Genomic DNA, 12,990 nt, shown 5'->3' on the forward strand with positions numbered 1-12,990 from the left:
TGCTTCTGCGTCTGTAGAGTCGAGCCGTGCTCGACTGCCTTTCATGCAGCAGAAGCAGTCGAGCACGGCTCGACTCTACAGAACAGCGAGAAGCAATCGAGCATATGGAAGCGCGATGAAAGGCGCGGCCGTTGTTACCCGTAGCCGCCGTGCACTGGATTGTGGCTACGCACGGCCATCACCAACCCGAAGCCGGCCAGCAGCGAGACCGCCGAGGTACCGCCATAGCTGATCAGCGGCATCGGCACGCCCACCACCGGCAGCAGGCCGGAGATCATCCCGCCGTTCACCAGCACGTAGACGAAGAACGCCAGGCCGGTGGCGCCGGCCAGCAGGCGCGAATAGGAATCGCGCGACTGGCTGGCGATCCACAGGCAGCGCCCGATCACCACCAGGTACAGCGCCAGCACGGTGGCCACGCCGATCCAGCCGAACTCCTCGCTCAGCACCGAGAACGCGAAGTCGGTGGTCTGCTCGGGAATGAAGTTCAGATGTGACTGCGAGCCCTCGCCCCAGCCCTTGCCATCGAAGCCGCCGGAACCGATCGCGATCTTCGACTGGATGATGTTCCAGCCAGCACCCAGCGCATCCATCTCCGGGTCCAGGAACATCATGATGCGGTCCTTCTGGTACGGCCGCAGCAGCCAGAACCAGGCAACCGGCGCGACCGCAGCCACGCCACCCACGCCCAGCCCGACCCACCACCACGGCAGGCCTGCCAACAGCAACACGAACACGCCGCTGGCGGCGATCAGCACACCGGTACCGAAGTCCGGCTGCAGCATCACCAGGCCGGTCGGTACGCCGATGATGACCAGGGACACGAGCACGGTATTGAAGCGCGGTGGCAACGGCATCTTGTGCAGGTACCAGGCCACCATCATCGGCAGGCTGACCTTGAGCAGCTCGGCCGGCTGCAGGTAGAAGAATTTCAGGTCCAGCCACTGCCGGCCGTATTTGCCGGTGCCCAGCACGAACACCGCCAGCAACGGGATCATCGAGATCGCGTAGATCATCGGCGTGGCCGAGCGGATGCGCAGGATCGGTACCCGTGAGATGCCCCACAGCGCAGCCATGCCCACTGCAAAGCGCGCGCCCTGGGCCATCACCAGGCCGTCGCCACCGGCACTCTTCAAGGTGGCCAGGCCGATCACCATCAGCGCGCCCAGGGCCAGGCAAAGTACCCAGTCCAGCGTGCTGAAGAAGCGGCGCAGCATGTCGCCGGCCCAACGCAGGAACACTCTCATCGTGCGGGCTCCGCGGTGGTCGGGCGTGGCGTGGCCGGCAGCGCGGCGGCGGCCGGCGGCCCCGGCTGCGGTGCGGGTGCGGGTGCCGGTTCCGGCGCAGGCACGCCAATCAGCACGGGGTGTTCCCCCAGTTGTGCCGCAGCAAGGTCACCGGCCTGGCGCGCGCCCACATCTTCGTTGTCGAATGCGGTTGCACCGATGGCGGTGGTGCCGCGCTCGCTGTCCAGCGGCTGCATGCCTTCGGGCATCTTGCCCAGCAGGTAGGCGTCGAACACCTTGCGTGCGATCGGCGCTGCCGCCGCGCCGCCGTAACCACCGCCCTCCACTGCGATCGCCAGCGCGATCACCGGCTGTTCGACCGGCGCAAAGCCGACGAACAACGCGCGGTGGCGCAGGTGCATCGGCAGGCTCTTCGGATTCACCGCGGCGGTACCCTTGCGGCTGATGACCTGCGCGGTACCGGTCTTGCCGGCCATCGTGTAAGGCGCGCCGGCCGCCATCCGCGCAGCGCTGCCGCCAGGCAGCATGGTGGCCATCATGCCTTCGCGCACCGCCTGCAGGTTGTTCGGGTTCGGACTGACCGGTTTGCTCTCGCCCGGGTCGGTCGCCATCCAGTCGTGGTCGAACCCCGCACGCTGCTGGATCACCAGATGGGGCGTGCGCAGCTGCCCGTTGGCCAGCCCACTGACGCCCCGCGCCAGCTGCAGCGGAGTGACCTTCCAGTCACCCTGGCCGATGCTGATGTTGACTGTATCGCCCGGATACCAGGCTTCCTTGCGGCTCTTCCGCTTGTAGGCCGGCGACGGCAGGATGCCCCCGATCTCGCCGGTCAGGTCGATGCCGGTCGGCTGGCCGAAGCCGTAGTACTCCATGTAATGGTCGAAGCGCTCGATGCCCAGATCCAGCGCCAGCTTGTAGTAGTACGTGTTGACCGATTGCGCGATCGACTTGCGCAGGTCGGTCCAGCCGTGGCCGCCGCGGTGCGAGTCACCCCAGCCACGCGAGGTGCCGGGCAGGTAGAACATGCCGGTGGACAGCACCTTGTCTTCCGGGCGGCGCACGCCCGAATCGAGGCCCGCCAGGCCGATCAGCGGCTTCAGCGTGGAACCGGGCGCGACGCCACCCAGCACCAGGCGGTTGAACTGCGGCCGCGACGGGTTGTCGTTCAGCGCCTTGAAGTCGGCATGGGAAATACCGTTGACGAACAGGTTGGGGTCGTAGGACGGCAGGCTGACCATCGCCAGCACTTCGCCGGTGCGCGGGTCCATCGCCACCGCCGAGCCTTCCTGGTCGCCGAAGGCGGCCACCATGGCGCGCTGCAGGTCGGCGTCGATCGACAGCCGCAGGTCGGCGCCGGACTGCGCGGCGACGCGGCCGATGGTGCGGATCGCACGCCCCTGCACGTTGGTCTCGACCTGCTCGTAGCCGACCTTGCCGCGCAGCTGCTGCTCGTAATAGCGCTCCAGACCGGATTTGCCGATGTGGGTCAGCGCGGCATTGCCCTCGCCGAGGATTTCCAGGTCCTTGTCATCGACGCGGCCGACGTAACCGATGATGTGCGCGAACAGGTCGCCATAGGGATAGCGACGGGTCAGATAGGGTTCCAGCTCGACGCCGGGGAAGCGCCAGCGGTCGACGGCGAAGCGTGCCATCTCCTCGTCGCTCATGCGCAGCTTCAGCGTGACCGGCAGGAACTTGCGGCGCGCCTTGCGCGACTTGTTGAACGCTTCCAGTTCTTCCGGGCTGATGCTGATGATCTTCGCCAGCCCTTCCAGGGTGGCGTCCATGTCCTTGACCTTGTCCGGGGTCACGTCCAGGCGGAAGGCCGGCACGTTCTCGGCCAGCAGGCGGCCGTTGCGGTCGTAGATCATGCCGCGCCCGGGCACCACCGGCCGCGGCTTGATGCGGTTGGCTTCCGAGCGCGTGGCGTAGACGTCGTGGTCCAGCACCTGCAGCTTGAAGTACCAGCCGCCCAGGCCCAGCAGGCAGACCAGCACACCCAGGAAGCCCAGCGCCGCGCGGCGGCGGAACTGTTCGGCTTCGGCGTGGGGGTTCTTGACCTGGCGGCGCGGGATCATGGCTCAGCGCCCGCGCTTGCCGAAGCGCACCGCGTCCAGCAGCACGAATACCAGCGGCCACAGGCCCATGCCCAGCAGCGGTGCCCACCAGTACGACCACGGCAGGGTCGGCTCATCCACCACGATGTGGACCAGCGCGCTGACGATGCGGTCGTTGAACAGCAGGCCGCCGATGGCCAGCATCTGCTGGGACATCGGGAAGAAGCGGATGCGGGCGCGGAAACGCTGCAGGATGAAGGCCAGCATCACCAGCCGCAGCGACTGTTCGCCGAGTACACCGCCGTACAGCAGATCGGCGATCACGCCACTGGCGAAAGCGACGCCCAGGCCGACACGCTCAGGCGCTTCAATCACCCAATAGGCCAGCACCAGCGCCAGCCAATACGGGCGCAGCGGCTGCAGCAGCGCCGGCAACGGCAGCAGGCCCAGCAGCAGCGCCACCACCAGGCTGGCCGGCAGCACCCACGGGTTGTCGCGCAGGCGGCTCATCGCTGGGCCTCCGGCGCGGTCGGTTGCCGGGCAGCGGCCGGCACTACCGTCGCCGACCCAGCATCGGGTGGAGAGCCCCCCTCTTGTTGAGGGGGGCGCGCTGAAGGCGCGGGGGTAAGGGAGGATGCGCGGGCCGGTTGCGCCGAAGGTGCAGTCGGCTCAAGGGGGCGCGCCGACGGCGCGGGGTCAAGGGAGGATGCGGGGGCAACCGGCTTCGTCGAAGACGGAGTCGGTTGCCGGCCAGCGGCCGGCACTACCGTCGCCGACCCAGCATCGGGTGGAGAGCCCCCCTCTTGTTGAGGGGGGCGCGCCGAAGGCGCGGGGGTAAGGGAGGATGCGGGGGCCGGTTGCACCGAAGGTGCAGTCGGCGGCAGTTCGCTGACCGCAGGCAAGCGAATTGCTGCACCCGGGCGCAGCAGCAGCACGTCGCGGCCGCGATCCAGCTGCGCCGCCGGCTTCAGTTCGCCGACCAGGAAGGCATGGGTATCGTCCGGACGCAGGCCGGTGATGGTGCCGACCGGGAAGCCGGCCGGGAAGCGGCCACCGAGGCCGGAGGTGACGATCTCATCCCCCACTTCCACGCCGGCGCTGAGCGGGATGTCGCGCAGTTCCAGCTTGTCGCCGCGGCCGTAGACGATCAGGCGAACGCCGTTGCGGGCCACCGTCACCGGCACGGCATGGTCGGGGTCGGTCAGCAGCAGCACGGTGGAGGTACCGCCAGTGACGCTGATCACCTGGCCCATCAGACCGCCGGCATCGATCACCGCCTGGCCGACGTGCACGCCTTCGCGGCTGCCGGCGTCGAGCACCAGACGCTGCTTCACCGGATCCAGGTCGATGTCCAGGATCGGCGCCAGCTGCACGTCCAGGCCACTGCGCTCGGCCACGTTCAGCAGTTCGCGCAGCTGGGCGTTGTCCAGCGCGGCGGTCTGCAGGCGGGTCAGGCGGGCGTTGGCCAGCAGCAGCTGATTGCGCAGTTCACGGTTCTCGTTGACCAGCTGGCCGTGGCTGGCCGCCGAGTCCTTGACCTGGTTGCCGAGCTTGCCCGGCAGTCCCGCCAGTGCCCATACCGGCTGCACCAGGCTGTTGGCCTGCCCGCGCAGCTGCGCAAGCCAGCCGGCCTGGTCGTCAAGCACGATCAGGGTGATGGCCAGTGCGAGATAAGCCAGCAGACGCAGCGGGCTGGCGGCATCACCGGATCGGGAAGCAACGGGAGGTCCGGCGTAGGGCGGCACGGCAACGATTCAACTGGCAGAAGGCGGAAGGGAAACACGCGGACGCCCCGCCGGTGCCGGCCTACCCTCATGGTGGGCCGCACCCCGGAGGGGCGCTGCGGGCGCAGGCAGCCGGGACGGCTTATTCCGGCGCAAAGAACTCGTTGCCGTGCATGTCGACCAGCTCCAGCGCACGGCCACCGCCGCGGGCCACGCAGGTCAGCGGATCGTCCGCCACCTGCACGTGCAGGCCGGTTTCCTCGGAAATCAGGCGATCCAGGTCACGCAGCAGGGCGCCACCACCGGTCAGCACGATGCCGCGCTCGGCGACGTCGGCGCACAGTTCCGGCGGGGTCTGTTCCAGCGCCAGCTTGACCGCGCTGACGATGCCCGACAGCGGCTCGTGCAGGGCCTCGAGCACCTCGTTGGAGCTGATCTTGATCATCTTCGGCACGCCCTCGGCGAGGTTGCGGCCGGAGATTTCCATCTCGATCACTTCCGCCTGCGGGTAGGCGCAGCCCAGCTCGACCTTGATGCGCTCGGCGGTGGCTTCACCGATCAGCATGCCGTGGTTGCGGCGCACGTAGTTGGTGATCGACTCGTCGAAGCGGTCGCCGCCGATGCGGACCGAGGCCGAATAGACGATGCCGTTGAGCGAGATCACCGCCACTTCGGTGGTGCCGCCGCCGATATCGATGACCATCGAGCCACGGGCTTCGGTAACCGGCATGCCGGCGCCGATCGCGGCGGCCATCGGTTCTTCGATCAGGAACACGTCACGGGCACCGGCTTCCTCGGCCGATTCCTTGATCGCGCGGCGCTCGACCTGGGTCGAGCCGGCCGGCACGCAGACCAGCACGCGCGGGCTCGGGCGCAGCACGCGCGACTTGTGCACCTTCTTGATGAAGTGCTTGAGCATCGCCTCGGTGTAGGTGAAGTCGGCGATGACGCCGTCCTTCATCGGGCGGATGGTGGTGATGTGGCCCGGGGTACGGCCAAGCATCTGCTTGGCTTCGGCGCCTACGGCTGCCACCGAGCGGGTGCCACCAATGGCACGGTCCTGACGCACGGCCACGACCGATGGCTCGTTCAGCACGATCCCCTGCCCGCGCACGTAGATGAGGGTGTTGGCCGTGCCCAGGTCGATGGACAGGTCATTGGAGAACATGCCACGGAGTTTCTTGAACATCTGAGGAAGGAGTCCTGAGGGGTGTCGTGCCCGCCGCGGGATGGCGAAAAAATGGGCAGAAATCGAGGCCGACAAGCCTAGCAACCCGCCTGCCGCCGAGCAAGGAAAAAACTAGCTGAACCCGCGTCTTCACAGGCTTTCGGCCTGATCGGGTCTCACCCGGTTCTGGCCCTGAGCGGCACCAGCGGGTAACCTTTGCGCCGTCGGGCGCCCAAGGGCGCCGTTTGCTTGCCCGCCGAACCGGGCCGGCCCACCCCAAAATTCACCGCATAGGCTTACATCGATGTCCGCTCTGATCTGTGGTTCTCTTGCCTTCGACACCATCATGGTGTTCCCGGACCAGTTCAAGAATCACATCCTGCCGGACAAGGTGCACATCCTGAACGTGTCCTTCCTGGTGCCGCGCATGCGCCGCGAGTTCGGCGGCTGCGCCGGCAACATCGCCTACAACCTGCACCTGCTGGGCGGCCAGCCGATCCCGATGGGCACCGTGGGTTCGGACTTCGGCCCGTACCGCGAATACTTCGACGGCCTGGGCATCGACCTGTCGCGCGTGCGCGTGATTGATGAGCTGTTCACCCCGCAGGCGTTCATCACCACCGACCACGACAACAACCAGATCACCGCCTTCCACCCGGGCGCGATGATGCGCTCCTACGAGAACCACGTGCGTGGCGTACCGGGCGTGACTCTGGGGCTGGTCGGCCCGGACGGCCGCGAAGGCATGATCCAGAACGCGCAGGAATTCCACGAAGACGGTATTCCGTTCATCTTCGACCCGGGCCAGGCCATGCCGCTGTTCAACGGCCCGGAGCTGCGCGCCTTCATCGACCAGGCCGACTACGTGGTGGTCAACGACTACGAGTCGAACCTCCTGCAGGAACGCACCGGCTGGGACGAGAAGGAGATCGTCAGCCGGGTCAAGGCCTACATCACCACCCGCGGCCCGAAGGGCGCGGTCATCCACACCCCGGAAAAGAGCTACGACATCCCGCCGGCGCACGAGCGCCGCGTGGTCGACCCGACCGGCTGTGGCGACGCCTTCCGTGCGGGCCTGATCTACGGCATCCAGAAGGGCTACGACTGGCTGACCATCGGCCGCATGGGCAACCTGATGGGCGCGCTGAAGGTCGAGCACCCGGGCACGCAGAACCAGCGCTTCACCTTTGACGAGTTCAACGAGCAGTTCAAGCAGCAGTTCGGTTACGCGCTGGGCGCGTAAACGAACTGCCCGCGCACCCGCTCGGTGGGTGTCGACCTTGGTCGACACCCTGTGCCCTGGTAGGTGTCGACCTTGGTCGACACCCTGTGCCCTGGTAGGTGTCGACCTTGGTCGACACTGCCGGCCAGCGGCCGGCACTACCCCTTCTGCTGCCAGGCGGCCAACAGTGCACGGCAATCAGCGAAATGCCAGTCGGCACTGCCCGGCCACGGGTTCTCCGGCAGGTTGACAAGCACGGTATGGGCGCCCGCGGCGCGCCCGCACTCCAGGTCATAGGCGTGGTCTCCCACCATCACCGCCTCTGCCGCCGCGATGCCCCAACGCTGCAGGTGCTGCTGCAGGCCATCCGGCGACGGCTTGGGCACCGCTTCATCGCGGCCGATGATGTCGGCATCGTCGAACAACGCCCCGACCCCGATCGCGTCCAGGGTCAGCTTCGCCAGCGCATGATCGTTGCGGGTCAGGATGCCCAGCCGGCAGCCCGCCGCCGACAGCGCGCGCAGCAGCTTCACCGCACCCGGCGCCGGCAGTGCCTCCTCGGCCAGCGCACGTTCGTGATCCAGCAGCCACTCGCGCTTGGCCTGCGCCGGCGCATCCGGCAGCGCTGCGATATGGTCGAGGATATCTTCCTCCGCGGCGATCTGCAGCGCGCGGCGGATCGCGGCGAAATCATGCACGGCGACAGTCAGCGTACCGTCCATGTCGAACACCCAGTGCCGGATCGCGGACAACGCGTGCACTGCGCTGCCCGCCGCAACCATCACTGCCACCACTGCGGCATGCGGCTGGCGTCGACACCACCGGTTTCGAACACGGCAGTACGCGTGCCGCCGGCCTTGACCGGGAACTCGATGCTGATCGACTTGCCCTTGCGCGCCAGCTTCCACAGTGCCTTCTGGTCGGTGATGAACAGCGCGATGGCTTCATCGGTCTTCGGGCGCCAGGCCGCCATGGAAATCGGCTTGCCGTCGTCCACGGTTACTTTCACCGTGCACTGCGGGCAACGGAAATCGCCGGCCTGCAGCACCAGGTAGGCATGCCGCTTCCACTCCGGATGATCGCGGAACACCAGCTGCACCGGCTTGGCACCGCTGCCATCCACGTCCACCCGTTCCTTGCTGTAGATCTGCGCCGAGACCTGGTTGCCCTTGTTGCCCACCGGGATCTGGTTGTACTGCCACAGCGCCTGCATGCGGCGCAGGTCGCGCGCAGCATCGCCCTTGGCCTTGACCTCGTCGAAGCCGGCGGCGATGCGCTCGGCGGCGGCGGTGTCCTTGTACTGGTCCAGCAGCGAGGCGCCATGCAGGCGCGCACGCTCCCAGTCCTGTGCGGCCACGGCCATGTCGTACTGCTTGGCCACGTCTTCGGCCTTGGCTTCCTTCTGTGCCTGCACGGCGGCTGCGGCGGCTTCCTGCGCCTTGCGCTCTTCCTCGGGGTTGCTGCAGGCAGCCAGGGCCAGGGTGCAGGCGGTGAGCAGGATCAGTCGTTTCATGGCGGAGGTCCTTCGTGTTTTCGCATTTCTGTAGAGTCGAGCCATGCTCGACTGGCGCTTCAACAGCAGTCGAGCATGGCTCGACTCTACAAAAAAGCGCCGGGGGGTGCCCGGCGCTTTTTCTTACTTGGCTTCAGCCTTGGACAGCATGTCCTGCACCGAGCCGGTGGTGATCGGGTGGTATCCCGGCTTGGCCTTTTCGAAGGCCTGCTTGGCCAGCTCCAGCCCCTTCGGCGTCTTCACCAGTTCAGCGTAGATCGGCATGATCAGCTTGCGACGGCCGACGCGCTCGATGAACGCAGCGGCCCCTTCGTTGGCCTGCTCGTAACCGCTGCGGATTGCCAGCGGGTACCAGCGCATGGCGATCTCGCCATTCGGGGTGCCGGTGAAGTGGAACGCCTTGTCCAGCGTGGCCAGCTTGTCCAGCGGCTGGGTCGCGCCCAGGCCGTCGATGAAGCGCACCCATTCCTGCGTGCTCCAGTCGGCGATGACCTGGCTGCTCGGCACGGTGCCGGCGCTGGCAAACGCGATGCGCGCGGTATCGACGCTGCTGAAGTTGCGCGACTGCGCCTTGGCCGCGAACGCCGGGATGCCCGGCTCGTCCAGCCATGCCTTCAGTTCGGCCTCGGTCACTGCCGACGGATTCTTCGGCAGCAGGTTCTTCTTCAGGTACTCGACGAACTGGTCGGTGTTCGCGCTCTGGAAGGCGTGGTCATCGAACCAGCCACGCAGGAACGGATCGAAGGTTTCGCGGCCGAAGCGCTGCTCCAGGAATTCCAGGAACCACGAACCCTTGACGTAGGCGACCTGGCTCAGGGCTTCGTCGGGGTCACGCTCGTTCAGCGGCGGCAGCGCCAGCGCCTGGTCGGCCGGGCTCATGTCCTTCACTTCGGCCAGCAGGTCGGTCTGGTCGATCTGCTTCTCCATCTCGGCCATTTCCTTGCCGTACAGAGCTTCGGTGATGCGGCCCTGGACGTAGGTGGTGAAGCCTTCATTGAGCCAGATGTCCTTCCAGCTGGCGTTGGTCACCAGGTTGCCCGACCAGCTGTGCGCCAGTTCGTGGGCGACCAGCGAGACCAGCGACTTGTCACCGACGATCACGGTCGGGGTGGCGAAGGTCAGGCGCGGGTTCTCCATGCCGCCGAACGGGAATGACGGCGGCAGCACCAGCATGTCGTAGCGGCCCCAGCGGTATTCGCCGTACAGCTTCTCGGCGGCACCGATCATCTTCTCGGTGTCTTCGAATTCCTTGGCGGCCTTGTTGACCATGGTCGGCTCGGCCCAGACGCCGGAGCGGCCGGAGATCGGCTCGAACACCAGGTCGCCGGCCGCGATGGCCAGCAGGTAGGACGGAATCGGCTGCGGCATCTTGAAGGTGTAGTCACCGTCACGCGCGGCATTCGGATCGTTGTCGGCGCTCATCAGCACCATCACGTCCGGGCGCGAGACCACGTGCGCGCTGTAGGTGAAACGCACGCTCGGGGTGTCCTGCAGCGGCACCCACGAACGGGCGTGGATGGCCTGCGACTGGCTGAACATGAAGGGCAGCTTCTTGCCCTCGGTCATCGACGGTGCCAGCCACTGCAGGCCCGAGGCGGTCGGCGCGGTGTGGTAGGTCACTTCCACCTTGGCCGGCTGCGCCGGGGTCTCGATGGTCAGCTTGCTGCCGAACACCTTGTCAGCGGCGGCCAGCTCGAACTTCAACGGGCTGCGCGCGCCATCGGCAGCGACGGCCTCGACCTTGGACACGGTCAGCTCGCGGGTGTCGAGCACCAGCTGCTTGGCATCCTTCTGCTTCCATTCCAGGGTGTAGGTGGCGGTGCCGCCGATCTGCTTCTGGTCGAAGTCCAGCTTCAGATCCAGCGCGATGTCCTTGATGACGACCTTGTCCGGCTCGGCGTACGAGCTTTCGTCGTGGCTGCGGTTCTCGGCGTTCACGGGGGCGGCGGGGGCCTTTTCGGCAGTCGGGGCGGCGGCGGGCGCGGCCGCCTCCTGGGAGCAGCCGGCGGCCAGGGCCACGGCCAGCGGAAGGAGCATCAGCGGATTACGCATGAATCGGGACCGTTACGGGGATCAGACCCCCAATGGTAACTCCCTCCGGCCCCGCAGGCGTTGCGCGGTGCGGGGTAATGGAGGGCGGGGCCGATCCTGCGCCTCCGGCGCATGCCAACCAAGGTTGGCTTCTACAGGTAGGTGCCAACCTTGGTTGGCACGGATCTTTCATCGCTCGCGGCCGGCGTGTGCCAACCAAGGTTGGTACCTACCAGAGCAGGAACTACAGCTTGTAGCCGGAGTGGATCGAGACGATGCCGCCGGTCAGGTTCTTGTAGTGGCAGCGCTCGAAGCCGGCCTGCCCCATCATCACCTTCAGCTCATCCTGCGGCGGGTGCTTGCGGATGCTCTCGGCCAGGTACTGGTAGCTGTCCGAATCATTGGCGAACAGCTTGCCCAGCTTGGGCAGGATCTTGAACGAGTGGAAGTCGTAGATCGGCTTGAACCAGTCGGCGGTGACTTCGGAGAATTCCAGCACGCGGGCCTGGCCACCCACCTTCAGCACGCGGTACATCTCGCGCAGGCCAGCGTCCTTGTCGGTCACGTTGCGCAGGCCGAAGGCGATGGTCACCAGGTCGAAGCTGTTGTCCGGGAACGGCAGGGCTTCGGCGTTGCACTGCACATAGTCCAGGCCGAGCACGAGGCCGCGGTTGGTCAGGCGGTCGCGGCCGACCGACAGCATGCCGGCGTTGATGTCGCCCAGCACCACCGAGCCCTCGGCGCCGACGCGCTCCTTCAGCAGCGCGGCGATATCGCCGGTGCCGCCTGCCAGGTCGAGCACACGGTCGCCCGGCTTCACCTGCGCGGTCGCCACGTAGTAGCGCTTCCACGCCCGGTGCACGCCCAGGCTCATCAGGTCGTTCATCAGGTCGTAGTTGCGCGCGACCGAGGTGAACACCTGGCCGACCAGCTTCTGCTTGTCCTTGGCGGCGACGTCGCGGAACCCGAAATGGGTGGTACCGGCTTTGTAGGGGGATTCGCTCATGGCCCCGATTATCGCACCGCCGGGGGCCAGCGGCACCCCCTGCCCGTATCATGGCGGGCCACGACTTACCGGAGCCCCGCATGATCACCACGCCCGACTACCAGGCCCTGCTGCAGACCGCCATCGCCGAAGCCCGCCAGGGCCTGGCCGAGGGCGGCGTGCCGATCGGCGCGGCGCTGTACCACAACGACGGCCGCCTGCTCGGCTGCGGCCACAACCGCCGGGTGCAGGAAGGCGACCCGTCGGTACACGGCGAGACCGATGCGTTCCGCAAGGCCGGCCGCCAGCGCCGCTACCAGGACACCATCATGGTCACCACCCTGGCGCCGTGCTGGTACTGCTCGGGCCTGGTGCGCCAGTTCAACATCGGCACCGTAGTGGTGGGCGAATCGCGCACCTTCCAGGGCGGCATCGACTGGCTGCGCGAGAACGGCGTCAACGTGATCGACCTGGACAGCCAGGAATGCGTGGACCTGCTGGGCGGCTTCGTTGCGCAGTACCCGGAGATCTGGAACGAAGACATCGGTGAATGATCACCACGCAGTGTGCTGTTGAACCCGCTTAATGAACGCTTCAGTGCCGGCACGCCCTAGTGCCGGCAGCGTTTGCGGCCAATGCCGTGAACCTGTGCACAGTCAGCTGCGCTGCGTGCACACGCTGCGGTAACACCCCACCCCGCTGCCGCGCCTAGGGTGGGGTTACCGGGACTTCCTTCCCCGGCGGAGCCAGCCATGTGCGCGCACGCCGTACGCCCCACGCCCGACTCGATCCTCGACGCCATCCGCAAGCGCCTGCAGCAGCAGTACGCGCTGCACCAGCGTGGAGCACTGTTCTGGACTGCCTACCAGGGCCTGCAGCTGGAACTGGTGCGCGGCCACCCGCTCGACCATGAGCGCCTGTGCAATGCAATGGCCGACATGGCCGAAGACCTCGGCGCGGTCGAGCATGCGCAACTGATAGGCAATCGCAACGCCGGCTGCACATCGCGCTGACGCGGCTTCCACTGCCGCATCGGCCACACT

Annotated in this window: 12 protein-coding genes; 3 read left to right on the forward strand and 9 right to left on the reverse strand. The window is 67.0% G+C overall.

Annotated features, from left to right (window positions below):
• Positions 1-134 precede the first annotated feature (134 nt).
• The 5 genes from rodA to ACZK13_RS18055 form a co-directional block, all read right to left on the reverse strand.
• Entirely contained in the window at positions 135-1,247 is a 1,113-nt protein-coding gene (rodA, locus tag ACZK13_RS18035) for a rod shape-determining protein RodA (RefSeq protein ID WP_032130317.1), read from the reverse strand.
• Positions 1,244-3,325: a penicillin-binding protein 2 gene (mrdA, locus tag ACZK13_RS18040; RefSeq protein ID WP_478482025.1), complete on the reverse strand. Its 2,082-nt coding sequence runs from the start codon at positions 3,323-3,325 to the stop codon at positions 1,244-1,246. Before mrdA ends, rodA begins: the two co-directional genes overlap by 4 nt.
• Before the next feature lie 3 nt (positions 3,326-3,328).
• Entirely contained in the window at positions 3,329-3,814 is a 486-nt protein-coding gene (mreD, locus tag ACZK13_RS18045) for a rod shape-determining protein MreD (RefSeq protein ID WP_032130319.1), read from the reverse strand.
• Complete coding sequence (mreC, locus tag ACZK13_RS18050) at positions 3,811-5,049, reverse strand: rod shape-determining protein MreC (RefSeq protein WP_346495203.1); 1,239 nt, start codon at positions 5,047-5,049, stop codon at positions 3,811-3,813. The genes mreD and mreC overlap by 4 nt, the downstream gene beginning before the upstream one ends.
• A 121-nt stretch (positions 5,050-5,170) precedes the next feature.
• Positions 5,171-6,217, reverse strand: coding sequence for a rod shape-determining protein (locus ACZK13_RS18055; RefSeq protein ID WP_005419402.1), 1,047 nt, complete (start codon positions 6,215-6,217; stop codon positions 5,171-5,173).
• 283 nt (positions 6,218-6,500) lie between these two features.
• Here ACZK13_RS18055 and ACZK13_RS18060 point away from each other — a divergent pair, with 283 nt between their 5' ends.
• On the forward strand, positions 6,501-7,439 hold the full coding sequence (locus ACZK13_RS18060; RefSeq protein WP_049463230.1) for a carbohydrate kinase family protein: 939 nt from the start codon (positions 6,501-6,503) through the stop codon (positions 7,437-7,439).
• A gap of 137 nt (positions 7,440-7,576) precedes the next feature.
• Here the strand turns inward: ACZK13_RS18060 and ACZK13_RS18065 are convergent, their stop codons facing one another.
• The 4 genes from ACZK13_RS18065 to ubiE form a co-directional block, all read right to left on the reverse strand.
• Complete coding sequence (locus ACZK13_RS18065) at positions 7,577-8,200, reverse strand: HAD family hydrolase (protein ID WP_478482530.1); 624 nt, start codon at positions 8,198-8,200, stop codon at positions 7,577-7,579.
• Entirely contained in the window at positions 8,200-8,931 is a 732-nt protein-coding gene (locus ACZK13_RS18070) for a hypothetical protein (protein ID WP_019337678.1), read from the reverse strand. The genes ACZK13_RS18065 and ACZK13_RS18070 overlap by 1 nt, the downstream gene beginning before the upstream one ends.
• 123 nt (positions 8,932-9,054) lie before the next feature.
• Entirely contained in the window at positions 9,055-10,983 is a 1,929-nt protein-coding gene (locus tag ACZK13_RS18075; RefSeq protein WP_478482027.1) for a M1 family metallopeptidase, read from the reverse strand.
• A gap of 223 nt (positions 10,984-11,206) precedes the next feature.
• A complete protein-coding gene (ubiE, locus tag ACZK13_RS18080; protein ID WP_478482029.1) occupies positions 11,207-11,968 on the reverse strand; it encodes a bifunctional demethylmenaquinone methyltransferase/2-methoxy-6-polyprenyl-1,4-benzoquinol methylase UbiE in 762 nt (253 codons plus the stop codon).
• Positions 11,969-12,048: 80 nt separating this feature from the next.
• On the opposite strand from ubiE, the gene ACZK13_RS18085 reads away from it, so the two are divergent.
• Together ACZK13_RS18085 and ACZK13_RS18090 are read left to right on the forward strand one after the other, a co-directional pair.
• Positions 12,049-12,501, forward strand: a complete 453-nt coding sequence (locus ACZK13_RS18085) for a nucleoside deaminase (RefSeq protein WP_125893443.1) — start codon at positions 12,049-12,051, stop codon at positions 12,499-12,501.
• Between the two features lie 198 nt (positions 12,502-12,699).
• Positions 12,700-12,960 (forward strand): hypothetical protein, encoded by a 261-nt coding sequence (locus ACZK13_RS18090; protein ID WP_125893441.1) that lies wholly within the window; start codon positions 12,700-12,702, stop codon positions 12,958-12,960.
• The last annotated feature ends 30 nt before the right edge of the window (positions 12,961-12,990 follow it).

Source organism: Stenotrophomonas sp. 99219_Sma, assembly GCF_056480785.1.

Bases quoted from the DNA above. Each gene is read 5' to 3' on its own strand.
- rodA (WP_032130317.1), bottom strand. From the start codon at position 1,247: ATGAGAGTGTTCCTGCGTTGGGCCGGCGACATGCTGCGCCGCTTCTTC.
- mrdA (WP_478482025.1), bottom strand. From the start codon at position 3,325: ATGATCCCGCGCCGCCAGGTCAAGAACCCCCACGCCGAAGCCGAACAG.
- mreD (WP_032130319.1), bottom strand. From the start codon at position 3,814: ATGAGCCGCCTGCGCGACAACCCGTGGGTGCTGCCGGCCAGCCTGGTG.
- ACZK13_RS18055 (WP_005419402.1), bottom strand. From the start codon at position 6,217: ATGTTCAAGAAACTCCGTGGCATGTTCTCCAATGACCTGTCCATCGAC.
- ACZK13_RS18060 (WP_049463230.1), top strand. From the start codon at position 6,501: ATGTCCGCTCTGATCTGTGGTTCTCTTGCCTTCGACACCATCATGGTG.
- ACZK13_RS18065 (WP_478482530.1), bottom strand. From the start codon at position 8,200: ATGGTTGCGGCGGGCAGCGCAGTGCACGCGTTGTCCGCGATCCGGCAC.
- ACZK13_RS18070 (WP_019337678.1), bottom strand. From the start codon at position 8,931: ATGAAACGACTGATCCTGCTCACCGCCTGCACCCTGGCCCTGGCTGCC.
- ACZK13_RS18075 (WP_478482027.1), bottom strand. From the start codon at position 10,983: ATGCGTAATCCGCTGATGCTCCTTCCGCTGGCCGTGGCCCTGGCCGCC.
- ubiE (WP_478482029.1), bottom strand. From the start codon at position 11,968: ATGAGCGAATCCCCCTACAAAGCCGGTACCACCCATTTCGGGTTCCGC.
- ACZK13_RS18085 (WP_125893443.1), top strand. From the start codon at position 12,049: ATGATCACCACGCCCGACTACCAGGCCCTGCTGCAGACCGCCATCGCC.
- ACZK13_RS18090 (WP_125893441.1), top strand. From the start codon at position 12,700: ATGTGCGCGCACGCCGTACGCCCCACGCCCGACTCGATCCTCGACGCC.